The 24,840-nt window shown below is 41.3% G+C and carries 24 protein-coding genes; 22 read left to right on the top strand and 2 right to left on the bottom strand.

Annotated elements, in window-relative coordinates; genetic code table 11:
* The 19 genes from P7J36_RS02230 to tpiA all read left to right on the top strand — a co-directional run bounded on the left by P7J36_RS02230 (window position 1) and on the right by tpiA (window position 17,997).
* Entirely contained in the window at window positions 1–639 is a 639-nt protein-coding gene (locus P7J36_RS02230) for a hypothetical protein (RefSeq protein ID WP_024409883.1), read from the top strand.
* A 3-nt stretch (window positions 640–642) separates the two neighbouring features.
* Window positions 643–1,206: a hypothetical protein gene (locus P7J36_RS02225; protein ID WP_024389274.1), complete on the top strand. Its 564-nt coding sequence runs from the start codon at window positions 643–645 to the stop codon at window positions 1,204–1,206.
* 14 nt (window positions 1,207–1,220) lie between these two features.
* The gene (locus P7J36_RS02220; RefSeq protein ID WP_024389275.1) at window positions 1,221–1,643 is read left to right on the top strand and encodes a single-stranded DNA-binding protein; all 423 of its coding nucleotides are present in this window, start codon (window positions 1,221–1,223) and stop codon (window positions 1,641–1,643) included.
* A 192-nt stretch (window positions 1,644–1,835) separates the two neighbouring features.
* On the top strand, window positions 1,836–2,093 hold the full coding sequence (locus P7J36_RS02215; RefSeq protein ID WP_024389276.1) for a hypothetical protein: 258 nt from the start codon (window positions 1,836–1,838) through the stop codon (window positions 2,091–2,093).
* Window positions 2,086–5,235, top strand: a complete 3,150-nt coding sequence (locus P7J36_RS02210; RefSeq protein ID WP_408551052.1) for a VirD4-like conjugal transfer protein, CD1115 family — start codon at window positions 2,086–2,088, stop codon at window positions 5,233–5,235. The genes P7J36_RS02215 and P7J36_RS02210 overlap by 8 nt, the downstream gene beginning before the upstream one ends.
* A gap of 98 nt (window positions 5,236–5,333) precedes the next feature.
* A complete protein-coding gene (locus tag P7J36_RS02205) occupies window positions 5,334–5,813 on the top strand; it encodes a hypothetical protein (protein WP_172015969.1) in 480 nt (159 codons plus the stop codon).
* A gap of 119 nt (window positions 5,814–5,932) precedes the next feature.
* On the top strand, window positions 5,933–8,230 hold the full coding sequence (locus P7J36_RS02200; protein WP_408551051.1) for a pLS20_p028 family conjugation system transmembrane protein: 2,298 nt from the start codon (window positions 5,933–5,935) through the stop codon (window positions 8,228–8,230).
* A 4-nt stretch (window positions 8,231–8,234) separates the two neighbouring features.
* Window positions 8,235–8,519, top strand: a complete 285-nt coding sequence (locus tag P7J36_RS02195) for a BRCT domain-containing protein (RefSeq protein ID WP_024389280.1) — start codon at window positions 8,235–8,237, stop codon at window positions 8,517–8,519.
* Window positions 8,520–8,656: 137 nt separating this feature from the next.
* On the top strand, window positions 8,657–8,962 hold the full coding sequence (locus P7J36_RS02190; RefSeq protein ID WP_408551050.1) for a hypothetical protein: 306 nt from the start codon (window positions 8,657–8,659) through the stop codon (window positions 8,960–8,962).
* Entirely contained in the window at window positions 8,962–9,609 is a 648-nt protein-coding gene (locus P7J36_RS02185; RefSeq protein WP_024389282.1) for a hypothetical protein, read from the top strand. The genes P7J36_RS02190 and P7J36_RS02185 overlap by 1 nt, the downstream gene beginning before the upstream one ends.
* A 15-nt stretch (window positions 9,610–9,624) precedes the next feature.
* Entirely contained in the window at window positions 9,625–11,574 is a 1,950-nt protein-coding gene (locus P7J36_RS02180) for a virulence factor (protein ID WP_408551049.1), read from the top strand.
* 13 nt (window positions 11,575–11,587) lie between these two features.
* Entirely contained in the window at window positions 11,588–11,848 is a 261-nt protein-coding gene (locus tag P7J36_RS02175; RefSeq protein ID WP_029175399.1) for a hypothetical protein, read from the top strand.
* Window positions 11,849–11,861: 13 nt separating this feature from the next.
* Window positions 11,862–13,199 carry a CHAP domain-containing protein gene (locus P7J36_RS02170; RefSeq protein ID WP_408551048.1) on the top strand — a complete coding sequence of 446 codons (1,338 nt, stop codon included), beginning with the start codon at window positions 11,862–11,864 and terminating at the stop codon, window positions 13,197–13,199.
* Between the two features lie 12 nt (window positions 13,200–13,211).
* The gene (locus tag P7J36_RS02165) at window positions 13,212–13,799 is read left to right on the top strand and encodes a hypothetical protein (RefSeq protein WP_029175397.1); all 588 of its coding nucleotides are present in this window, start codon (window positions 13,212–13,214) and stop codon (window positions 13,797–13,799) included.
* A gap of 152 nt (window positions 13,800–13,951) precedes the next feature.
* Complete coding sequence (locus P7J36_RS02160; protein ID WP_024389287.1) at window positions 13,952–14,770, top strand: ParA family protein; 819 nt, start codon at window positions 13,952–13,954, stop codon at window positions 14,768–14,770.
* Window positions 14,770–15,042 (top strand): hypothetical protein, encoded by a 273-nt coding sequence (locus tag P7J36_RS02155; protein WP_029681423.1) that lies wholly within the window; start codon window positions 14,770–14,772, stop codon window positions 15,040–15,042. Before P7J36_RS02160 ends, P7J36_RS02155 begins: the two co-directional genes overlap by 1 nt.
* 2 nt (window positions 15,043–15,044) lie before the next feature.
* Complete coding sequence (locus P7J36_RS02150; protein ID WP_024389288.1) at window positions 15,045–15,368, top strand: hypothetical protein; 324 nt, start codon at window positions 15,045–15,047, stop codon at window positions 15,366–15,368.
* 121 nt (window positions 15,369–15,489) lie between these two features.
* Window positions 15,490–16,818, top strand: coding sequence for an ISLre2 family transposase (locus tag P7J36_RS02145; protein WP_029175396.1), 1,329 nt, complete (start codon window positions 15,490–15,492; stop codon window positions 16,816–16,818).
* Between the two features lie 426 nt (window positions 16,819–17,244).
* Entirely contained in the window at window positions 17,245–17,997 is a 753-nt protein-coding gene (gene tpiA, locus P7J36_RS02140; protein ID WP_408551047.1) for a triose-phosphate isomerase, read from the top strand.
* Between the two features lie 327 nt (window positions 17,998–18,324).
* On the opposite strand, the gene yidA is transcribed toward tpiA, so the two are convergent.
* Both yidA and P7J36_RS02130 read right to left on the bottom strand, forming a co-directional pair.
* Window positions 18,325–19,134, bottom strand: coding sequence for a sugar-phosphatase (gene yidA / locus P7J36_RS02135; protein WP_408551046.1), 810 nt, complete (start codon window positions 19,132–19,134; stop codon window positions 18,325–18,327).
* Window positions 19,124–20,437 (bottom strand): HD domain-containing protein, encoded by a 1,314-nt coding sequence (locus P7J36_RS02130; RefSeq protein ID WP_029171514.1) that lies wholly within the window; start codon window positions 20,435–20,437, stop codon window positions 19,124–19,126. Before P7J36_RS02130 ends, yidA begins: the two co-directional genes overlap by 11 nt.
* 98 nt (window positions 20,438–20,535) lie before the next feature.
* Here P7J36_RS02130 and P7J36_RS02125 point away from each other — a divergent pair, with 98 nt between their 5' ends.
* The 3 genes from P7J36_RS02125 to P7J36_RS02115 all read left to right on the top strand — a co-directional run bounded on the left by P7J36_RS02125 (window position 20,536) and on the right by P7J36_RS02115 (window position 24,718).
* Complete coding sequence (locus P7J36_RS02125) at window positions 20,536–21,423, top strand: sulfite exporter TauE/SafE family protein (RefSeq protein ID WP_074391758.1); 888 nt, start codon at window positions 20,536–20,538, stop codon at window positions 21,421–21,423.
* Between the two features lie 11 nt (window positions 21,424–21,434).
* Complete coding sequence (locus tag P7J36_RS02120; protein ID WP_408551045.1) at window positions 21,435–21,821, top strand: YwiB family protein; 387 nt, start codon at window positions 21,435–21,437, stop codon at window positions 21,819–21,821.
* Window positions 21,822–22,030: 209 nt separating this feature from the next.
* Complete coding sequence (locus tag P7J36_RS02115) at window positions 22,031–24,718, top strand: cation-translocating P-type ATPase (RefSeq protein WP_408551044.1); 2,688 nt, start codon at window positions 22,031–22,033, stop codon at window positions 24,716–24,718.
* The last annotated feature ends 122 nt before the right edge of the window (window positions 24,719–24,840 follow it).

The following is a 24,840-nucleotide window of genomic DNA, read 5'->3' as shown; positions in this document are numbered from 1 at the left end:
ATGCTAGAACTGTTGATTTTTTCAAAAAATGTGACGAAGATTGTCAGACCTTTGCTTGTATCACTTATTTTGGTCGCAGCGGCAGCGTATGCCGTTACGACCTATACAAGTGAAGAGATTGCTGAAATCATCAAGTGGGGAACCCTTGGAATGTCCGCTATTTTGTTGGTCATTGGCAGCATTGTCGCAAGCGTAACCGAGGATTACCGTCGCTATATCAAGTATCCATATCGGTTGATTCTCTGGAGCGCCTCTCTGACCTTGTTAGGGATATTGGTGTGGCAGACTGACGGGGTTCTTATCCTAGTAAATTCCGTGCCGTATTTGGTGGGTGCCTGGATTGTTCTTACGCTCTACCATAGACAATTTAAGCGATTGATTACAAGTCTTGTCTTGAAATCTGAGCTTGATGACGAGCTGGACTACATTCCACACGATATTGAGAAGTCAGCAGCGATGGTAGCCAGTCAGATGGGAAATTCCATTAAAGAAAAGTACCGAAGTAAAATTAAGACAGTAGCCCTCACTCCAGGTAGGAACGGAGACACAAAGCTGATGGATTTTCCAGTCGGATTTGTGACAAATAAAAAGCGCCCTTCAGTACTATTTGAATTGATCGCAGCACTAGAAATGGAGTGAGAAATGACAGAACAGCAAAAAGCAGTTATTACCAAGGAACAAGCTAGATTTTTGGCACATCTTGAGCTGAAAAGCTATGCTGTCAAAATGGATGCCATTGCCAGAGCAAATACAGAACTGACTTTTCAGAGTGATTATGACCGAGAAGAGTTTGTGAAGGCAGTCATGGCAGATGATTGGGTCATTGACACGGGCCATTATTTAATCAATGTATTGGCTCCTTTGCAGGAAAAAGGCTTTATCACTGCAACCACAAATAATAATCCATTATCAGGCGAAGTTGTGTATACTGTCACGGCCGACGTGGCGAAGGCGGCACTCTTTACCGAGGAGGAACTTGGAAGCATTAAAGCCTTGCAGCCATACGTTAAGACAGAATTTTTGATAGCGGAGTATGATGCCATTAAACGCTATGGCCATGTGATGGACTGGTTGAATGAAGCAGACCAGGGACCTGGGACAGTAGAGGAAAGCGAAGTAGCTTCTCCAGAAGGATTGACTGTTGCAGATTCCAGTTCGGAGGAGCCAACGGTACACCATGCCAAAGCCAATTATCGTATCAAGTAAGAGGAGGAGAAGAGATGCAAACTTTTATTGCTGACGGAAGAGTAGCGAGCATTCCAGATGATGCTGTCGGCAGAACTTCTAAAGGAAATGCCAGCTTCAAATTCGAGTTTGTTTGTGATTCAAGTCTACAAGATGAACAAGGAAAACCAATACCAAGTTATTTCCATGTTCAGATATATGGCAAACAAGCTGAAGTGATGGCTCAAAGTCTTGTAAAAGGTTCTCCTATCCTGGTAAAGGGAGAAATTATCCAACGGCCTTATCAAGATAGTCAAGGCCAACGTCGATACTATCAATATATTTCCCCAGACCAGAATCGAGGGATCACTTTTCTGGAGACTAAGGATGCAGCCAACAGACGTAGACAGGGAATGCAGGTTCCACCGCCACCGCCTACTGACTATCCAGAACCATTTGATTCAGGAGAACCCTTCTAAACTAACAAAGTAGCATGTGAGATAAACCACTCACGTGCTATTTTTGTTTTAATCAGGGTCCTGAAGCCGCTGTTTATATATAAAAAGTTATATAACTTTTTATATATAGTTTCTACTTGTCCCCTTAACGCAGAAAAGGCTAATATCCCTTAGACTAAGAGTGTGCAAAAATATAAGAAAGGATGGTTGCTTATGATGAAGCAACAAGTAGAATATCAATCAGATGATCTGATGGCTGATTCACTTCAAATAGAAAATTTCCTGAAGCAAGGTAGAACATGCCATCTATATACTGTTCAATTGGGCATCGAAGCAGGTGTTAGCTCCTATCTGGAGCGTTACCAGCTAGCTTCCTCTCAGCAGAAATTCAAAATTTTCCTTTTCTCTACGCTTTATGGTGAGAAAATCAAACGCTTTTTAGAAGATATGCGAGGTGAGCAACGTGTTTAGTTGGCTAGAAGCGATTTATTACACTCTGGTCCAGCTTGCGAAGATTAATCCCTTTAATGCAATACTCATAGTCAGTTTTGTCAGCTATCTTTGTTACCAGGGGGTTAGGACTATCAGGAAGCCATTGCATGACTTTCTTCAGGTGATGAAAGGCTTTATAGATGATAAAGATATCATAAAACAATACTTCATGGACAAAAAGGAAGCGCTGCTACATCCCTGGAGACATCGACGTGAGGTTGACTGGGGCTCAGCTGGAAAAGAAATAGGGAAGAAAGCCTGGCGATATTTTAAACGATGTGCAACAATTGTTCCCTCATTCTTGTTCCTGCTCCTGGGGAATATTCTTTTTCGGCTCATCTACAAACTGCCCTTTGTTCAACCAGACAGGAAGCGTTTCGACAAAGAAATGAAGCCTCTGCTATATTTCAAAAATGTTCGTAGCTTTGTGCTTATGGGGATAGGGTTTAGCTTCATAGCCTTTATTATCACAAACTATTTTGTGACTGTATTAAGGGCAGCAATTCGTTTTCTTTATTTCTCGGTCATGAGTTTGCGAGATAGTAGCCTAGTAGCTAGCTTTGACATCGATAGCTTGTTAATTCAAAACCTATTCAATGCTAGGGTATTTGTGATTGCTCCAATTCTGGCAGTGCCTATCTTTCTGGTTAGTTTGGTGATAGCTTGGCGATCAGCTTGGGTAAACTTTGAGCAGTATCGAGACTATAACCACAATGAAGAAGGTGATGATCGCTTCGCGACAGTCAAGGAAATCCACCAACAATATAAGAAGGTCCCAAACAAGACAGAAACCTATCTAGGTGAAGGAGGGGTTCCTGTTCTCCACGAAACAAGGAAGAGCCTATCAGGACTAACTCTAGGTTCTCAAATGCTCTGGCAAAATCGTACGTTTAGCCGTTATCTGACGAACGCAGAAAGAATACTAGGGATCTATTCCAAACCTTCAGGGGACTACTATATAGAAGACAGCACAACAAACATGCTGGGTATTGGTATGACTCGTTCAGGTAAAGGTGAGGGCCATATCACGACAACAATTGATATTAATAGTCGGGCTGAGATACAGCCGTCTATGGTCTTGGCTGATCCGAAAGGTGAGCATTATCAATCCTCTTACAAAACCATGCGTCGACGTGGTTATGATGTCAATGTCCTATCTTTCCAGAATATGGACTGGTCAATGTCTTATAACCCTCTAGCTCTAGCAATTGCAGCTGCAAAGAAGGGCTACTATGAAATGACTCAGACAAGGGTAAATGCAGTCGCTGAAGCAATCTATCGTAAAACAAAACCAGGTGTTGGCAATGGTAACGCAAAATACTGGGAAGATACGTCTATTTCCCTCTTCAATGCGATTGCTATGGCTTTAATTGATCGTGCTAATGAAACCTTTAAGAATGGAGAAACGGATGCTTGGGACACTGTCACTGTTCGTAACATTGCCAAGTTTCTAACTGATTTGGGTTCAGAAGAAGTATTTGTTAATGACTTTGGAGAAATCGTTGAGAATCCAGACCGTGATCAGCCAGTTAAGAAGAAATCAAAAATAACAGTTTACTTTGATAACTTACGTAAGATTAACCAGGAACAGTTTTCTAAGTTTAGAGATATGGCAGACTTGAACTTCAGGTCCTCAGATTTTGCCTCTGAAGAGACCAAGGGGAACGTCTTCTCCAGTATGATGTCTGGAATCAACCTCTTCTTACAAGACAATATTGCCAAGCTCATGTCTAAAAATTCTATTGACTTGGAAGCGGTTGGTTTCCCACGTCGCCTGTCGATTAAGTTCCGATCAAGCTCTAATGTCGCTATGCGTAACGAATACGCCCACAAGACGGCCAAGGTTACGATTATCAGTCAAATAGCTTGGGGCAAATCAACTAGACAAGTTGTTCACGTAAACGCAGCTACGGCTCTTATCGATGGAGAGGGCTATCTAACCTATGTGATTGAGCCAAAACTTCCTGATAAGTTTTTAGTAACGATCGATTTTGATCATGAGAACAATGGTGACTCTATTATTCGTGATAGCACCTTCCAATTTTCAGCTGAAAAAGTTTATAAGAAACTTGGTAAGGTAGTTGCTCTGGACGAGTATACGAAGAAACCAATATTGGATTATATCAAAGTCTCCATCCTAGATAAGCAAGCAGACAGTCTTCTCCAGGAAGAGGATATTGAGTTTGTGTATTCAGATAATCCAAAAGTGATTTACCTGGTCACACCGCCAAACCGAACAGAATACAACAGTATTGTATCTCTGTTCCTGGATCAGCTGTTTAATGCCAATTATGAGCTGGCCCTGTCGAATGGTCGTAAATGTGTTAATCGCATCCTCCATATTCTAGACGAGTTCACCAATATTCCAGCCATTCCTCATATGGACACCAAGATTTCAATCGGTCTTGGTCAAAATATCTTATACTATCTCTGGATTCAGAACCTCAAGCAGCTAACTGACAAGTACGGTGAGAATACTGCTGAAACCATTAAGGAGAACTGTTCGCTCACAGTTTATATCAAATCAACGTCTAATACTACGAACACTTCCATTAGTAAGGACCTCGGTACTCGGACCATCACACGTCGCAGACGGTCAAGCAATATCCTAGATGAGGCTAATCCAAATGTAGCCATTGAAAATCCAAAACAGGAACTTCTAACGCCTACACAGTTAGCCAAACTCCAAGAAGGAGAAGCGGTTATCTTACGTGGAGTTAAGGGCCGTGACAATGTAGGCCGTAAGATAACAACGGACCCAATTTTCCTACACGAGAAAACCAGTCTACCGTATCGCTATATGTTCCTTCAAGAAGAGTTTGATCATTCGATGACCTTGGCTGATATTCCTGTAGAAAGTGGCCATAGAGAGCTTGACTTGCAGGATATTGCAGTAGGGGCCCAAAGTACCTTTGGTAAGATTATTGATTGGCGGATAGCTCTGACGGACCGTATGAGGACCAATGGAGAAACACCTAAATTGGCTACGAGAAGACAGGAGAATAAACCATTGAGCCAGGCCCGCTTCACCTCTCCAGTTGAATTGACTCAAGCTGTAATTGCTGAAGTTTTCGATGATGAGGACGAAGATGATATTTTCTTTGTGGATGATGTTATATAACAAGGTAAATAAAAAGTTATATAACAAAATATATAACCATTGAGCGAACATAATATTTCTGTTATAATGAAGCCAAGAAATATCAAGGAGAGTTCGCTATGAAGTTGAAACGTTATCTAAGTCTATTTATACTTGGCATCGCTCTGGTTGTTCTGGCAGCCTGTGGTCAAAAATCCACAGAAGATATTGTCAAAACTGAATTAAAGGATAGCTACGTTGGTTATTCTGAGGAGTCAGGCGGTGGATATCCGTTTAGAGCTGGGGATGATATATTAACCTTTGATAAAAAAGATAATTCAATAACGAATAGCTACGGAGACATGAAATACTTTTCTGTCGTCTCTGAAGAAGATATACCGTTGGACACACAGCGTGTAATTGACGAACTATCAAATGAACTAGAGGGGACTGATAATTTTACAATAATTGTTAGTCGTGAAAAAAATCCAACTTTAAAAGATTCTGAGGGAGCTTATCAAATTGCACTGTCAGACGGCGGAGAATCTATTCGTATTTTTTACTTAGGACGAGAGCCACGCAGTTTTGGCTACTATGATTTCTCAGGTAAAGCTAAATAAAGAAAAGTCTCAAATTTGAGGCTTTTTTTTGATGCCTCCCGTAACTTGTCCCCTTAACGCAGGAATCCTCATTATCTCTTATGATGAAGGTAGCTGATATAGAAAGTAGGTGCCTTTAATTGAATTATGACACTTTTTCCGATTTGGTCAACGATCTAGAAACAGGATTTTTAGATATTAATGGACCGATGAATGGAAATATTACAGGGGATAATGCGGAAAAGCTTGCTTCCTTTTATAAATACTGGAGTAGCTATCTTGAATCAATTCCAGCCTTCTTATCCTTTTTAGCTTATATTCCAGGAGGAATTGCTAAAGCTCTGTATTCCATTACAGCTAGTCTTGAGCGTGTCTTTAACAATATGTTCAAACTCTTTGGTTTGTTTGGTTACTTAGGAGATAGCAACACGGTTATAGGTCAGTTCTATTTTTGGTTTCAAGTTGTCGGAACCAGTCTCTTTAGCCTAATTCTGGTTGTTTCGGCGATAACTGGAGTCTTTACAAAGCCAGTCAAGTATAAAGGGGTGATTACCAATTTCCTCCTAGTCACAATGGTGACGGCCGTTCTTCCTCTAGCCTTGACGACTGTTTCATCTGTCATGGCCCAAGATGCGATGAATATCCAGACGATTTCTAGTGAAGGCACAGATGGGAGTAAGCATTATTCATCCTTAGCGATACAGCCTATGAAGAACAATATCGTAGATCTCAAGGTGTTGATCGACAATGACTTTTCAACAGAGTTGTTTCCCCTAGATGATTATGGCTACATTAAGCCGCCAAAAGAAGGTTCAACACCCGTAAATAATATTACGGATAGTCCTGGTAAACGAGATACTAGCGATTTTCCAACACGAATTGACTTTGGTGCTACCTATGGTGCCGCCAATTCTGAACTGTTGAATGAAATGGATGACAAACAAAAGGGATTAAAGGGATTATTTCTTCATAAACTTAATGCTAGTCAGACAGGAGTGGAGACGATTACTGAACACCGTGTTGTCGGTCAGTTAAATGCCTTTGAGCCAGTCTATATGCGGTACAAGGTCAACTGGATAGGGATGTTCATGCAGTACATTATCCTGATTGTCTTGCTGATTTCTATGTCAATCAAGTTTGTTAAGTCGGTCTTCGATATTGTGGTGGAAGCCATGATTTCACCAATCCAAGGATACTCTTCCTTGTCCAACTCTAAGAAGTATAAAGAGCTTTTACGCACAATGGGAGGTGCACTGGCAGGTATCTTCTTTGAAGTTGTGATTATGCGTGTAACCCTTGAAATCTTCCGAGATTTGCCAACTTTGTCGGTTTCGGCAGTAACAAAACTTTCAGGCGGTTTCTTTGATGGACTGAACATGTGGGAACAGTGTCTAGCGGCCTCCTTGGTATATATTGGCGTTTTCCTGGCAGCCATGCAGGGAGTGACAATGATCGAACGTTGGTTGGGTGTTTCTACTGGCCACAGTGACACTGCACAGCAATTGCTAGGTGCGATGATGATGGGGAACGCTTTTGCGACTGGAGCGGGTGCAGTAGGTAACGGTGCTATGGCATTGGGTGGTTTTGGTCTTGATATGGCTAAGAAAGCCCCAGGCGCAGTTGCAGCAGGGAGCAAAGTCCTTGGAAACAGTCTAGCAACGACAGGTGGCGGTATTCGAGGAGCTATCAACGCTGCTAGGGATCAAGGAGCCTGGAATGCAGCTAAAGGTGGTGTCAGCAACATGGTAGACCTGGCTGATGTGATGGGCAAAGAAGCAGTAGGTAAGGCGAAAGACTTTACAGGTGCTATAGCGGACAATTTAGGTAAAAAAGAACAAGCTGCTCATGATGCTGTCTACAAAGGTTTGAAGAATGATGCGGTTCCGCCACGACCAGGTTTTAATGATAATGGGGAGTATACTTTAAATCCTTCAGGTCAGTACGGTGGTGAAGGACTATCTCCTGAAGCTCCTTATGAATCCCAGGTGGTTGACAAGGGCGATAGTAGTCCGAATGACGGAGGTATTACTGATCCAAACATACAGTCAGCAGAAGTGTCTGACAACACCGACAGCGGTCCAAGTGGTGGAGGTATTATAGATCCAACGGCACCGCCTACAGAGCCAACTGGTGAAGCCTTTGGAGGCATCAGTGACCCAACTGGAACTCCCTCAGGAATATCTGGTAACTCCTCTGGTGGAATTAAAGACCCAGCTCCTTCATCTGAAAAAAGCACTCATCCAATTGAAAATAGCCCACTTCCAAATAATCCCCACAACAACTCTCGACCAACTGGCGGTTCAACCCCTCCTAGACGTAGTCTCGATCAATCGATGCAGCAAATGAACTACATGAAGCACCAAATGCAGCAAGCAGGTCAATACATGCAAGGTCAATCGCATATCAGCGGTGCAGAGATTGATGAAAATGAGGAGTAAATCAATGTTTGATGTTGCGGGTAAGGTTATTGTGATTACAGGGAGTTTACGCCCAATGACCAGGCAAGATGTAATTGCCTTTCTAGAGCGTAGAGGGGCGGTTGTTCAGAATTACATTTCGGCTCAAACAGATATTCTTATTGCTGGTCATAAGCAATTAAATCTCTTTGATCCTGATAAACGTTCCAAGAAATATGAGGCTGCTATGTCTAGAATAGCAGAAGGGCAGTCAATCATCATTTTGTCAGAAGAAGAATTTTTCAATATGGTTAAAGAGTCTCAGCTTTGAGGCTCTTTTTATGCATAAAGATATATAACTTTTTATATAACAAATATCGTGATTGTCAGCTAGGCAGTTTGTCCTCTTAACGCAGGAAATGTCATTATCTCTTATGATGGAAGTATTAAGAGAAAGGAATTAGATATATGGATGAAAAATACGGTGTTCCACGTGACATCTATGCCAAAGTAAAAATTATAGGGCTCTTTATGGCTGATATAGTCTTTGTAGGAGGTTCAACGGTTGCTGCGGTATCTGTTGGGACGAAGATATTTCCAACTAGCCAGTGGCCACAGTTGCTTGCTTTTATTCTCTTAACACCTCTGATGTGCCTTTACTTGGTTCTACCAACAAATGGTGGAAAGAAAAATTGGCATAGTATGCTTCTCTTTTTCAGAAGACGAAGGAAACGTTATATTAGCCTTAATTATCAAAGAAGGGAGGTTCACTAATGGCTATTAAGCAGGCACAAACACAGCCAATTGAAAAACGTCCGTTGGGACGAAAACAGGATACGAAGAAAGGCGGTCAAGAGTATTTTGACCTTCATTCCTGTGTGGAACTGCTCGATGTCAAATCAATCATTGATAACCGTCAAGCTTATATTCAATTGGTTGATTATGGCTATCTTCAGCTGATGGAGATTCCAGGGAAAGACTTGGGGTCGCTCTCTTATAACGAGATTAGACGTACTCTTGATAACTTTGAAACCTGGCTAACCAACTTTAACACAGATATTCAGATCGAGACCACGACTTTGCCAACTAACACTGATACTCAGATAATGGATCTTCGACACCATTTGAGCAAGGTTCGGCAGGAAAAAGCGAAGCTACTTCCTGACTCTCGTCGATATTTGCAACTACTGGATCGTGAAACATTGCTTATCAATGAAATTCAGGTTGAAGAGAGCATTCAACAAGAAATTTATAATACAGAGTTTATCCTCTGGCTCTTTGCACCTACTACAACAGAACTAGACGATCTGGTCCGTAAGGCCAAGACGAATGGAAATGGCGATTTTGTTCCACGTGAAATTACTAGGGTTAAGAAGGAACAAATTATCAAGCAGTATAACAACATGAATGAAAAGGTTTAAGAAGGGAAGGATAAGATGCCAGAACTATCAAAGCGTAGACAGCGACAGTTAAAAGCCCAGGGATATGACCTGGCCTTTCTCAGTCGGATTCAACCACAAGGAAATATTGATTTCAAAAAGGATGACCGTTCCTGGGTAAGTGGAGATGGCTACCATACAGTGCTTCATTTTTATGAGTACCCCTCAGAAGACTTGGACCGTTTTTGGTTATCCGACCTCATGCTGATTCCAGGAACACGTTCTTTTCTATCGCTTTACCGTGCAAATAATAAGGAACTGAAGGAAGACATAAAAGATGCCATCGAGGAAAAGTCAACTCGTATTACAGGCAACAGCAAGATCGTTGATAACCAGCGAGAAATGGATGAAATTAAAGATTTGACTCAATTGGATAGAGAGATCTCCAAGAAGAATATTGCAATGCTTGGTATGTATGTTCGGAATTATTCTTCAGCATCGACTAAAGAAGGTCTCTTTAAGAAAGTAGAGGACATTAAAGATAAGACTTCTAACTTCAAATCAACAATTCTCTCAGGTGAATTGGATTTTGAGTACCATGCACCATTCATACCAGCACAATATCAAATAGATTTGCCTAATCATAGAAGAGGTATTCCGATTAGAGCACGTGATTTGGCAGGTGGATACTTCTTTAACCATACTAAGCTAGAAGACCAAAGGGGTGTCTATATGGGATGGACACCGACCAAGGGAGCTGTAAACTTCAATTTCCTAGAACGGGATGAACGTCGGACCCGCTCGTTTATGATTGTTTCAGGGAATCCGAAGATGGGACAACGCTCCTTCCTTCTGAAGCATACAGACGGCCTCTATTCCAAAGGAAACTATATTCGTAATTTTGATGCCAATGGAACGTTCCTAGATCAAACAAGGCAGCAACATGGCATCATACTTGATTTATCAGGTGAAGCCAACCGCATTAACATTTTTCAGGTGTTTCCAACAGTTACCAACGAGGCAGGGACAGAAGTTGATAAGAAGAAATCCTATAATCTTCATATTCAAAAACTCAAGAGCATTTTCAAGCTACTTAATAGTGAAGTAACAGGTGATGATCTGACGACTTTTGGCGATATGCTTAATGAATTTTACATTGAAGAAGGCTTGTGGGCCCGTAATCCTAAGCTGAATCCAGAGAGACTGAAGGCTACGGACTTGGTAAACGAAGAATATCCTATCCTATCTGATTTTATTTTGTATGCAGAGGACTATAAGCGTAGTTTGATGAGCCAAAGTAACCCTGATGAAATAGAAATTAAATCAGTCAATCGTATTCATAAGACCTTCAATGAACTGCTAACAACAAATGCTGAGATGTTTGAAGGTACAACAGAATTTCAGGACATTTCTTCGGAGCAAGTAGTAACCTTTGACTTTTCAGGATTGAAGGGGACAACGCATTTGCTCAACGCTCAGATCTTTTCAGTTCTATCTTTGGTATCAGCTGATATTGTCAATAATGGTAAACGCTGTAAGCAGCTCATCAAGGCTAATCCAAGTCTGATGGAAATGGATATGGAGCATTATATTGTGAACATTAGCGAGGCTCAAACCTTAATTAATCCCAAGTATGAGAGCAGCGTGGAATTGCTGGCGGATATGATTGATTCGATGGGAGAGAATTTTGCAGGGGTGGTATTATCTGTAAACTCTCTTCGAGGCATCCTTTTTGAAACAGGAATCGGCAGTCATAAGGATCCCTATGTGATAGCAGTCCAGCGGATCTTTGGATTGATGCAGTATCGTGTATTTGCACAGACAGATGAGACGAGCATCCCTCTGCTTGCTAATGCTCTAGCAGGGTCTATGAACCAATCTGAGTTGGAAACACTACCTCGATTAGCTAAGGGCCAGCTCTTTATGAACATTGCAGGAGTTGGGAACTTAGTCTTCAACCAACAATTATTGACACCAGAAATTCAACGTTATGGTGGCATTCAGTAGAAAGGATGAGGGTATGTCAAATAAGAGACAATACAAACTTGGCCCAATTGCAAGACGAAAACAAGCTATCAATAACTATTTTACGGTCCGTAGAATTAGAAACCAAGAAATTAGAGAGTATTTTGCCTCTGAAGGAGAATCTGACCCTGAACGTTTGGCTGCTCAAGAAGCCCGTGATCGAGAGTTTCTAAAAAGTCTGAAGAAGTTAGGCATCGGATTCATTGTCTTTCTAATGTTCTATGCTGTCATAAAAACTATTCTAGGCTTGTGGTAGAAAGTAGGGTGACGTGAAAAAAGTTGTTTTCTTAAAAATACTGGTTCCACTGATTTCATTCCTTTTTCTAATCAGCATAGGTGTAACGATATTAGTAGGGGTTTTAGGTGCTGCTATTGGTGGGACACAAGAAAATTGTTCAACAGAAATAGTAACATCGACCTCTACGCAGTCTTCTGTATATTCAGGTGACGGTTCCATCGATTCATTTGTAAAGGAGCACAAGGAGGCTTATATCCTCTCCTGGAAGGCAGGTGGTTTTTTGCCATCTGCCTCCATTACTCAAACGATGATTGAAAATGGATTCAATTTCTCTAATCCTAACGGCACTTCTTTCTGGCAAGCTCACAATATGGGAGGAGTGAAAACCTCTACGAAGAGCGATTTTCCAGTTACAATTGCCACCTATGGTGAAGATAGTGTGGACCTATCGGGTACTAAGCCTGGAGCCAATGTTGGAGATGGGACAGGTGGAGCTTATACCTGGTTTTCAAGTTATGCTGCAGGGATCGTCGGCAAGGCGGAGTTTATGGCCCACCAGACTCTCTATACTGGTGCTATCAATAATACTGACGGCATTGCTACTTTAAGTGCCATTGCTGATGGTGGATGGGCTACAGATACCACTTATAAGACCAAGCTGATAGATATGTATAACACCCTTGGTAAAAAGTACCAGTGGTTGGATAAAGAGGCTATCAGTGCTCATGGAGACAAGCCATACAAGGCTGCTGCTAGTTCTGGTGATAGTAGTCCGTCAGATACTTTCACAAGTACAAGCAAAGATTGTAGTGACTCTTCTTCAGCTGTCGCTACTGATGGGACAGGGAAGGTTCCAGCAGATGCAACTGCCTGGGGCTATAGTCCAGATAATATTCCAGAGAGTTTGAAGCAGTATATTATTGACCCGAAAAGTCTCGGTATGGCATACGCAAGCTCTACGGGATGGTTTAACCCAGGTAGTGATTCTTTAGCAGGTCAATGTGTCAACCTAACTATCAGCATGGGTAATCACCTCTGGGGTCATTCAGGATCTGTTATTGGAAACGGGAAAGACCAGGCTGCAGCTTGGGCTAACATCTTTGGAAATACTGTTACAACAACACCTAAAAAAGGAGCTATCTTCTCTACGCAGACTGGAGGCGGAGGATATGGCCACACAGGGATTGTCTGCCATGTGTTTGAAGATGGTTCAATCTTGATTGTAGAACAAAATACAGTGCTATCAGGTTGGGATTATTTCAAGAAGCCTTATACCTGGAACTACCGTGTATGGAGTTCAGAACAGCAAAAGGCAGCGATCACTACCTTTGCCTACCCAGATGGTAAAGAACCAAAGCTAGGAAAGTAGAAGGATAAATCAATGAAAGAATGGATGAAAGAAAATTGGGTATATGTAATCGTTGTTGGATTAATGCTTATTTTCTCAGGAGTAGCAGCCTCCAAGAACTTCACGAGCAGCAAGCTTCAGGAAGAACCAAGAAGTGAGCAAACTAGCCCGTCAGAGGCTGAAACTGAGTCAGAACCAGTCCCAGAAACTGCGGATGAAAAGAACTATAGAACTGCCAAATTGAAATTAGAGCACCCGTATACAGAAAGCAGTGAGGAGGAGAAAGAGCAGGTAGCCCAAGCATTTGAAGAAGCCATTCAGATGATCGGTCAAGCCAGTCACCTGACTGAAGTAAAAGGAACGATAGAGAATCATCTGTCAATGAGTCAGGATGCTATGGTTCAAACTTTGACGATGGCGCTCCTGGTAAATGAATACAGCTACCAAGCCTCTCGGTTGGAAGTGACAAAGTCAGAAAGCGAGGACGTTGTCCAATTCCTTATTGTATTGACTAAGGCTGGGGAAGATAATTGTTACTTTGTTGGAAACTTCAACACTACCGTCAGTCAGATTCAGCTGAAGAATTATGTTGGTGGAAATATTGGTGGAACCTTTGGTTAATTAAATAATCGGATACATAACAATATGCACAAAAAGTTATATAACAATTTGTGCATATTTTGTTGACAAAAGGAATTGTATGTTGTAAAATAAGTATATAAAAAGTTATATAACTTTTTATATAACAATATCAAGGATAAGGGAGTCACTTCATGAAAATTCAAACAACAAACCTAGACAAAGGTGGCGGTGGGAAAAGCAGCCAGACCTTCAATCAGGGTGATTGGTTGTCACGTATTAAAAATAAACGGACCCTGTTGATTGATGGCGCAAGAGAATGTAATTTAACGCATTCCTTCGACGTAACCAGCGAGAAGACTATCTATGATATTTTTACAACTGGCGAGTATGAAATTTGTCGCATCAACGATAATCTTAGTCTCATTCGTGGGGATGAACGCTTAACGGATGAACAATTAGACCTATCCAGTAGAAATAATAAATACCTTCAGCTGTTCATGTGGTTTAGTGAGCATTACGATGAGCTAGCAGAACAGTTTGATATTATCTTGATCGATACCCACAATGACGAAAGTCTTGTGACAGCTAATTTTATTGCTGTTTCTGATATCGTCTTAGGAGTAACTGATGCTTCAACGAATGGTTTTCGTGCCTGGCTTGCTCTCAAAAGGTTTGTAGATCGGATTAAGAGTGAGGCAATTGAGGTTATCACCAAGAAGAGTTATGTCAAAGCAGAGCCTTATATTATTGGCAATAAAATCGAGTATTACGGAAACAATGTAACAGATACCTGTAACCAATTCCTGGATGTTATTCAAGAAGATGAGGCGTACCTGGGTTCTATTCAGAAGAAAGAGTTGGTTGCTAAGAGTCTAGTCATTAACCAGAGTGTGTTTGAGCAGCGTGAACAAATGACAGACAAACAAAAACAAGCGCACCAAAAGTTTTATGATAATATAGAGTATGTCTATCAAAACATCTTAAAAGTACTAGAAGGAGAGGCTGCATAATGACAAATAATCGTTTTGCCCAATTAAAAGAAAAATTTGAAAAAGAACCACCAAAAGAACGGACGCCAGTTCAGCGTGCAGGGGCTAATCGAAAAGCACCTGATAGTTATGATAGAAAAGGGCGTTTTGTCTTTTCGCTACACCATGACGTACGCCACAGCAAGCTAGAAGACCTAGTAGTTCACAATAGAGCGAGGTCAGCATCTGATTACTTGGAAAAATTGATTATCCAGGAATGGGAGAAACTTCAACAAGAATTATCAGGAGAATAGAAATGATCATTTTTGTCTCTTTTAAAAAACTGTTCCAAACATTTTTGTGGTTATTTACGGCTGCAGCATTATATGTTTTCTATCAGTTTATTGGTTTAAATATGTTTTTCTTACTCGTTATCGGACTACTAGCATTGAAATTTGTTCCAGTTCTAGTATTGCCGATTCTATTAATTGGGGTGGGGGTCCATTTCTCAGGTGATTTCTCGTTCATTGCTGATGGTATCGTCTGGGGCTTTTGGGGACTTGTGTCACTACCAATCTGTTATGCTTTTGCAGGAACTATCCATTCTACAATGAAGCAGCGAAAGCAAGAAATCAAATAATGTTAAGGGTCTTATCTTCAGGGATAAGGCTTTTTTGATGTCAAAATAAAAATAAATTTGAAAAGCATTTAACGAACGATTAAAATAGGGCTCGTTATTCTAAAATTAGAGGAGAGAGTCGATGTTAACCACTACTTTTGATGAGCGAGTGCTAAAAGAACAATTGTTTGATGAGAATGCACTATATTTTTATGATTTTGTGGCCAAGTATGATGAAGAAATGGTTCCTGTTATGAAGGCTAGGGGTTATACTTGTATACACTCAATGGAGCGGACAGTCGCTTTTACTTTTGGTGAATTTACTTTTCGACGTCGTCGATGGAAGAAGGGTGATAAGTGGTGTGTACCAGTTGATGAGAAATTGGGATTAACAAAGAATACACGTTTCTCCTGGGAATTCATGTATCAAATTGCTAAATTATCGACAATGATGCCCTATGAGAAGGTTACCCAGGTTATTCAGATGACCTACCATATCATTATCACAAAACCTATTGTTGTTAAAGCTGTCAAACTCTGCAACGAGTTGCTGACAGAACGTGAAGTCTATCGTTTTTACAAAGAGACTGAGGAGATAGAAAAGCGGAAGGTCGATGTGATATACATTGAGGGGGACGGTGTCATGGTCAAGGCACGTGACATAGACACGGATAACCGACACTATGATTTATCTCATTTCGTAGTTCATACTGGCAGTCAGAAAGTGGGGAGCAACCGATTTGAGCTGAAAGATAAAAAGGAATTTGTTGGTCTAGATAATCGATTGGCCAGAGAACAGGTACTAGACTATCTTTATAACACTTACGAGATAACAGACAATACCCTGCTGATTACCAATTCTGACGGTGGTCATGGCTATACCCCTTATGTTTTCAAAGAGATTGCCAAGGCTTTGAAAATTAAACGTCACGAACATTTTTGGGATGAGTATCATGTCAACCAGAAGCTAAAATCCTTCTTCAAGCCCTACTCAGAAGAGTTGCTAGACAAAGCTTTTCAGGCGATAAAACAACATGATAAAGGCAAACTACGTACAGTGTTAGACACTACAGAATCGTTAGTATTGACTGAAGAAGAAATGGAGGAGTTCGAGAAGTTCAAGAGGAAGCTTCTTAATAATTTTCAATACACTAAGCCAGCCGAGCTGAGAGGCTTTACTCATGCAGGGATAGGTATTATGGAGTCACAACATCGTAAAATCACGTATAGGATGAAGAAACGTGGCATGTATTGGACCGTTTTGGGAGCAGAGACAATGAGTCGTATCATAGTCCTCAACCACGAGGAACAACTCAGAGATTTATTTTTCGGCTCCTGGCGTGAAGAGTATGAAAAGATCGCTGAACTAGAATCTATTACAGCTGCGACAATCAAGCAAAAACTTAACCAGGTTGAACGAGAGTATACTCTCCATCACCTATACAATAGAGAAGGAAAGAAAAATCTCTGACAAGTAGATAAAAAGATATATAACAAGATATATATATAAATAACCTTTCCAGCGAAAGGCTTTTTGTGTTGCGTACAAATTCAGATTGGCACTTGCACAGTGTGCCTAAGTGTGCTATAATCTAACTAACTTAATCGAATAAAAAAAAGTGGCACGCCTCCTACAGCGTACCACTTACCGAGTAAGAACCTCTACTTCTTACTCAGTCTCTAATATATGATACAGGATAAAGGTATCACTGTCAAGGGCTGAGCAAGAAATTGTTCAGTTTTTTCTTTGCATCTCGGTAATTAGTTCTCCTCAAAAAATGCAGTACAGGGCATTCTAAAAAATTCTACCGCATACAAATGCACAGAAATTCTTTAATCTTAGCTAAGTTTATGCTATAATGTACCTTGTACAATAAATATAGAAGAGGTAAGTGAAATGTCACGTAAACCAATCATTGCCGGTAACTGGAAAATGAACAAAAATCCTCAAGAAGCACAAGCTTTCGTTGAGGCAATTGCAGGAAAATTGCCTGCTGACGACAAAATTGAAGCAGCTATCGCAGCTCCAGCTGTAGATTTGAACGCTCTCTTGTGGTTCGCTAAAGATTCTGAATTGAAAGTTGCTGCTCAAAACTGCTACTTTGAAGATGCTGGTGCCTTCACTGGTGAAACATCTCCAAAAGTATTGGCTGAAATGGGTGTTAACTATGTTGTTATCGGTCACTCAGAGCGTCGTGATTACTTCCACGAAACTGATGAAGACATCAACAAAAAAGCACACGCAATCTTCCGCAACGGTTTGACTCCAATTATCTGCTGTGGTGAATCACTTGAAACGTATGAAGCTGGTAAAGCAGTGGAATTCGTAGGTGCGCAAGTTTCTGCAGCGTTGAAAGACTTGACTGCTGAACAAGTAGCATCACTTGTTATTGCTTATGAGCCAATCTGGGCAATCGGTACTGGTAAATCAGCTACTAAAGACGACGCACAAAACATGTGTAAAGCAGTCCGTGACGTTGTTGCTGCTGATTTCGGTCATGAAGTGGCTGACAAAGTTCGTGTTCAATACGGTGGTTCTGTAAACCCATCAAACGTTGCTGAATACATGGCTTGTCCAGACGTTGACGGTGCACTTGTTGGTGGTGCTTCACTTGAAGCAGAAAGCTTCTTGGCATTGTTGAACTTCTAATATAGTCATTTAGTTTTTCTTTTATTGCTTCGACGTAAGAGGAAACTCCGTTTCCTTATTTCCAACTTCACACACTCCAATGGATTGTGTGAACTCGCTTTGCCGTACTCTGCAGGGGTGACTTGCTCCGCAAGTACTATCTCCAACCTTGCACAGTCACTCGACTGTACAAGCTGTCTGCAGCTATTGAAGCGAACTTACTTCGCCTTATCTCCAACCTCCAAAGGTTCCCCAAACCTTTGGAGCGAGTACTAAAAGTAAACTAAAAGACTATAACAAAAAGCATCGGATTTTGAATCCGATGCTTTTTTTTGATATTTTAAGAGGCTATTTCAGTACCCATTCTCTCAGAGCGTGGGCTACACCGCTCTCATCATTTGACTTCGTAATGTATTTGGCGATTTTCTTCAGTTCAGGATTTCCGTTTTCCATGACAACAGGATTACCAACAACTTCCAACATTGGACGGTCATTTTCTTGGTCACCGATGGCCATAGTTTGATCCATTGTTAGTCCAAGCTTCTTAGCTAGATGAATGATAGCTTGTCCCTTGTTAACTGTTTTAGGGGTGATTTCCAAATAAAATGGTGCTGATTTTGCAACGTTGTACTTCTCAGTCAAGCTGGTCGGAAGAAGTGGAATAGCAGCATCAAGAATTTCTGGCTCATCAACCATCATTGTTTTGATGATTTCCTTGTCAGCCATTTCTTCCGGAGTGCGATAGAAAATGGGTGCACTTACTAGTGTTGATTCGTAAATGGTGTATTTACCGATGTTACGGTTGGCAGTATAGATACCTTCCTTGGTGCTGGCATGCATTGGGAGCTTGAGTTTACGGGCAGCAGATTCGATGTCGAGATAATCCTCATAAGTCAAGGTATCTTTGACAATATCCTCACCAGTTGCTGCATCTTGGACTAAGCCACCGTTAAAAGTGATGACGTAGTCACCTGCTTCTGTAAGATTGAGTTCTTCTAAAATTGCTTGAACACCGGAAATGGGGCGACCAGTAGCAATAACAATTTTAACGCCTGCTTTTTTTGCTTCTTGGATTGCTGAATGTACTTCAGCTGTAATTTGGTGTTGACTATTTAGTAGTGTACCATCAATATCGATGGCGACAAGTTTAATGCTCATTTGATTCTCCAATTATAAAATGATCGTTATGTATATGGTTGTTAAAATCAGCTATTTGAGGTGCGAAAATCCCTGTTTCTTCTAACATTTCTTTTGGGAAATAGAAACGGCTATCGCCGTGGATTGTGCCTGATAGGGAGTGAACAATTGGTGATAGAGAGGATAGTTCTACCAAGGTTTCATCTTTGCGATAAATCTCAATTTGAGTCCGTTTCTTTTCTGCATTCGGACGGTAAATGTCATACGGCAAATCGAAGTTGTGGTGAATAGCAGTATAGTATTCTGGGTCAAAACCGACATCTGCGACCAGGCTACGCAGGCGGTCCAAAGCTTCCTCTTCTTCGGCCTTGAAAGTGATGGATTTGAGCACTTTCCTATTGATATAGCGCTGAGCTAAGTCAGATAAAATACGATCTGGTCCATCTATCCATGATTGAAAGTAAGTATTCATAACTCCATCATCCAGACTGAGGTAGTCGGTTAGACGGATACGATGCTCAAAAAAAGGTAATAGCCGAGGTGAAGTTCGTGCAAAAAACTCCTGTTCACTAGTATATAGTAGTTTGGCACGATTGAGTAAATTCTGCAATAGGACTTCCATAGAGCGGCTTGCTGGATGAAAATAGACTTGCATGTACATCTGGTAGCGGCTGAGAACGTAGTCTTCTACTGCATGCATACCAGATTCTTTGAAGGCAATTCCATTTTCTGTCGGGCGAATGACACGTAATATCCTAGTTAGGTCAAATTCACCATAGTTTGCTCCTGTGAAGTAGGAATCTCGTAATAGATAATCCATTCGGTCAACATCAATCTGGCTCGAAATGAGTTGAACGACCTGTTTATTTGGATAGGTGTGTTTGATAACACTAGCAACCTTGTCTGGAAACTCAGGCGAAACTTGTTTCAACAGAGCATTTATTTCCGTTTCTGGACTAGTAATAATAGCACAGGTCATTTCCTCATGGTCTGTATCAAATAGACGCTCGAAGGTATGAGAATAGGCTCCGTGTCCGACATCATGGAGTAGCGCAGCAACCATGGTCAGTAGGGACTCATTTGTATCCCATATTTGTGGATACTTGTCTTCAAATTTTTGAGTAATCCGTCTGGCGATTTCGTAGGCGCCAAGGCAGTGCGAAAAGCGGCTATGCTCGCCACCATGGAAGGTATAGGAAGTAGTCCCTAGTTGCTTGATGCGGCGTAGTCGCTGAAATTCTTTTGTATTGATAAGTTTATAAATCAGCTCATGATCAACATGTACATAGTTATGAACTGGATCGCGAAATACTTTTTCTATCATAGTTTTATTATAACAAAAAAGGGAGATAAATTCCTGATTTTTCTAAAACACAAGGATATTGCTATGTATCCAAAGGAATCTTTTGGTATAATGGAGAAATGAATAATCAAATTATCTTATTAACTATTCAGGTCTTTATTATAGCCCTGATTCTTTGGATGCTTTACACAATTCTATCCTATGCTAAAAAGCACGATATTTCTCTAAAAGAGAAATTTTGGACAGGATTTGGTATCGGTTATGTTACTGATTTGCTAGACACCTTGGGGATTGGAACCTTTGCAACGACAACCACTATGTTTAAACTGACAAAGTTGGTGGAAGACGATCGTAAAATTCCTGCGACCATGACAACGGCGCACATCATACCAGTCTTAGTAGAGGCGCTATTGTTTATTACGATAGTTGAGGTTGACATGGTCACTCTGATTGCTATGGCAGTAGCGGCATTTACGGGTGCCTTTGTTGGTGCCAAGGTAACTCAAAAATGGGATACAAAGAAAGTTCAACGAATTCTTGGGATTTTGCTAATTATTGCAGCCTGTTTCATGGTCTATCGCATGATTACTAACCCTGGCGCAGATCTTACCAATGAAGTAAAGGGCTTAACTGGTTGGAAACTGGCTGTTGGTATTGCCTTTGATTTTATGGTGGGAATGCTGATGAGTATGGGGCTGGGTAACTATGCTCCTGAGTTAATCTTCTTCTCATTGATGGGAATTAGTCCAGCGGTTGCTCTTCCGGTCATGATGTTGAATGCTGCTATGATTATGACAGCAGGTGCCAAGCAGTTTATCCAATCAGGACGAGTAAACTGGCCAGGAGTTCCAGGAATCATTGTCGGTGGGGTGCTGGGTGTTTTGACAGCCGCTTTCTTCTTATCAAATTTGGATATTAATAATTTAAAAATTTTGGTAGTCTTCATTGCAGCGTATACAGGCTTTACTCTGCTTCGTTCTTCCTTTGTTGCTAGGATTAAAAAATAGTAGGAGGATCTATGGATATTCATTTACGAAATGAAATTGATTTGGATGGGCAGATTGAGGTAGTGGATCAGCAATTTCAAGTGGAAGTTAAGGAAAAAGATGGCACTCTCTATCTCATTTATAGTAACGATGAAGCTGAAAAAGTTGTCATAAAATGTGACGAAGAAGAGTTAGTGATGACACGCTTTTCCACTCCGAAGTCTATTATGCGATTTATTTCTGGTAAAGAAGCTATTGTGACCATTCCTACACCGTTAGGAATCCAGCATTTTGTGACCGATACAAAACGTTACCAATTAAACCGTTCGGAGCAAAGTGTCCAGTTGCAATATGAATTAAAGGGATTGGAGAACCAGCAAGGTTTTGCTTCCTATGATTTGGAAATCTCGTGGAAATAATCTCTTATTTCCAGAAAAATATTCTTGAATTTCTCGGGATTTTTGATATAATAGTTAACAAATCGAGGGAGTAGCTAGCGGAAATTTCCGTGATATTGTCGTCAATCCGACTTGTTTCCGGCAATATATTAAATAGCGAGACTTGTTTTAATAAGACAGGTCTCTTTTTTATTTGTTAGGTAAAAAAGAGACCGAAAAGGAGAAGGAAATTGTCAAAAGAACAAAAACGCGATTTGTTTTATACACAAAGCGAAGAGCAAGTATTGTCAAGCATGGAGTCTTCTTTAGATGGTTTGTCTAGTAGCGAAGCTAGCAAACGTCTAGCAGACTATGGTCGTAATGAATTGGATGAGGGTGAGAAGCGTACACTCTTAGCGAAATTCTTGGATCAGTTCAAGGACTTGATGATCATTATCTTGATTGCAGCCGCAATTTTGACGGTGATTACAGAAGGTTCACATGGTTTGACAGATGCCATCATCATTTTGGCCGTGGTTATCTTGAATGCTGCCTTTGGTGTATATCAAGAAGGTCAAGCAGAAGCAGCTATTGAAGCTCTTAAGAACATGTCGAGCCCAGTTGCGCGTGCTCTTCGAGATGGACATGTTGTAGAGGTTGATTCTAAGGACTTGGTACCTGGTGATATCGTCTTGCTTGAGGCAGGTGACGTTGTCCCAGCGGATATGCGCCTGCTAGAAGCCAACTCCCTCAAAATCGAAGAAGCTGCTCTTACAGGTGAATCTGTTCCGGTTGATAAAGACTTGTCAGCAGTTTTGGCTGAAGATGCACCAATCGGTGACCGTGTAAACATGGCTTACCAAAACTCAAACGTTACTTACGGACGTGGTCTTGGTGTGGTTACAAATACAGGTATGTACACGGAAGTTGGTCACATCGCAGGCATGCTTGCCAATGCAGATGAGACAGACACGCCGTTGAAACAAAACTTGCACCAGTTATCAAAAGTCTTGACGTATGCAGTTCTTGTCATTGCTGCGGTAACGATGGCTGTTTCGGTATTTGTACGTGGCGAAGGTATCTTGCCTGCTCTTATGACTTCTGTAGCTCTTGCGGTTGCGGCTATTCCAGAAGGTTTGCCAGCAATCGTAACTGTTGTCCTTTCTCTTGGTACACAGGTCTTGGCTAAGCGTAACTCTATCATCCGTAAGTTGCCAGCCGTTGAAACACTTGGTTCAACTGAAATCATTGCATCAGATAAGACTGGTACCTTGACGATGAACCAGATGACTGTTGAGAAAGTCTACACAAACGGCCAATTGGTGGATGCTAAAGAAGCTTTGGATGCAAGCAATACAACGCTTCGTGTTATGAACTTTGCCAACGATACGAAAGTTGACCCAACTGGTAAATTAATTGGTGACCCAACTGAAACGGCACTTGTTCAATTTGGTTTGGATCAAAACTTTGATGTTCGTGAAGTCTTGGTTTCTGAGCCTCGTGTGGCTGAATTGCCATTTGACTCAACACGTAAATTGATGTCAACCGTTCACCAACAAGCTGCTGGAAACTTCTTTGTAGCTGTTAAAGGTGCCCCAGACCAATTGCTCAAACGTGTAACGCAAATTGAAGAAAACGGTACAATTCGTCCGATTACTGATGCGGATAAACAAGCCATTCTTGCAACTAACAAGGACTTGGCTAAGCAAGCACTTCGTGTCTTGATGATGGCTTACAAGTATGTTGATGCTATTCCTGAATTGGAATCTGAAGTCCTTGAAAATGACCTAGTCTTCTCAGGCTTGGTTGGTATGATTGACCCTGAGCGTCCTGAAGCGGCAGAAGCTGTTCGTGTCGCTAAGGAAGCTGGTATCCGTCCAATCATGATTACAGGTGACCACCAAGATACAGCTGAGGCGATTGCAAAACGTCTTGGTATCATCGATCCAAATGATACAGAAGACCATGTATTTACAGGTGCAGAGCTCAATGAATTGACGGATGAAGAATTCCAGAAAGTCTTCAAGCAATATTCTGTATACGCTCGTGTATCTCCAGAACACAAGGTTCGTATCGTTAAGGCTTGGCAAAATGATGGTAAGGTTGTTGCCATGACTGGTGACGGTGTTAACGATGCGCCATCACTTAAGACAGCTGACATTGGTATCGGTATGGGTATCACAGGTACGGAAGTTTCGAAAGGTGCTTCTGATATGGTCCTTGCAGATGACAACTTTGCGACTATTATCGTTGCGGTGGAAGAAGGACGTAAGGTCTTCTCAAACATCCAAAAAACCATCCAGTATCTCTTGTCAGCCAATACAGCTGAGGTATTGTGTATCTTCCTTGCTACCCTCTTTGGTTGGGACGTATTGGAGCCAGTTCATCTTCTTTGGATTAACTTGGTAACAGATACACTTCCAGCGATTGCCCTTGGTGTTGAACCTGCTGAACCAGGTGTTATGCAGCACAAACCTCGTGGTCGTAACTCAAGCTTCTTCTCAGGTGGTGTCTTGAGTTCGATTATCTATCAAGGTATCCTTCAAACAGCACTTGTCTTGGGCGTATATGGTTTTGCACTTCTTTACCCAGAGCACGCTGGAGATAACCATGCCATTCATGCGGATGCTCTTACGATGGCATATGTTACTCTTGGATTGATTCAGTTGGTGCATGCCTTCAACGTTAAGTCTGTTTACCAATCTATCTTTACCGTTGGTCCATTCAAGAACAAACTCTTCAACTGGTCAATTCCATTTGCCTTCCTTTTGTTAATGGCGACAATCGTTGTTCCAGGATTTAGCAATTTCTTCCATGTCTCCGTTCTCTCTCCAACTCAGTGGTTGGTAACCATTATTGGTTCAGGTCTCATGGTTGTTGTTGTAGAAATTGTGAAATTTGTACAACGTAAGTTGGGCTTGGATGAAAAAGCTATCTAATATAGTTATTCAGCTTATCTTTTATTACTTCGTTAACTCGCCTTGGGAGTGGGAAAGAACTCAACTAGTCAAAAAAGAGTTCGTCTTCCCACCCCCGCACAGTTGATTAGGTCAGATTTAGA

Source organism: Streptococcus suis (genome assembly GCF_046032115.1).
GTDB lineage: Bacteria > Bacillota > Bacilli > Lactobacillales > Streptococcaceae > Streptococcus > Streptococcus suis_AJ.
Note: the sequence above shows the minus strand (reverse complement) of the source record. Positions and strands in the feature narration are given on the sequence as shown.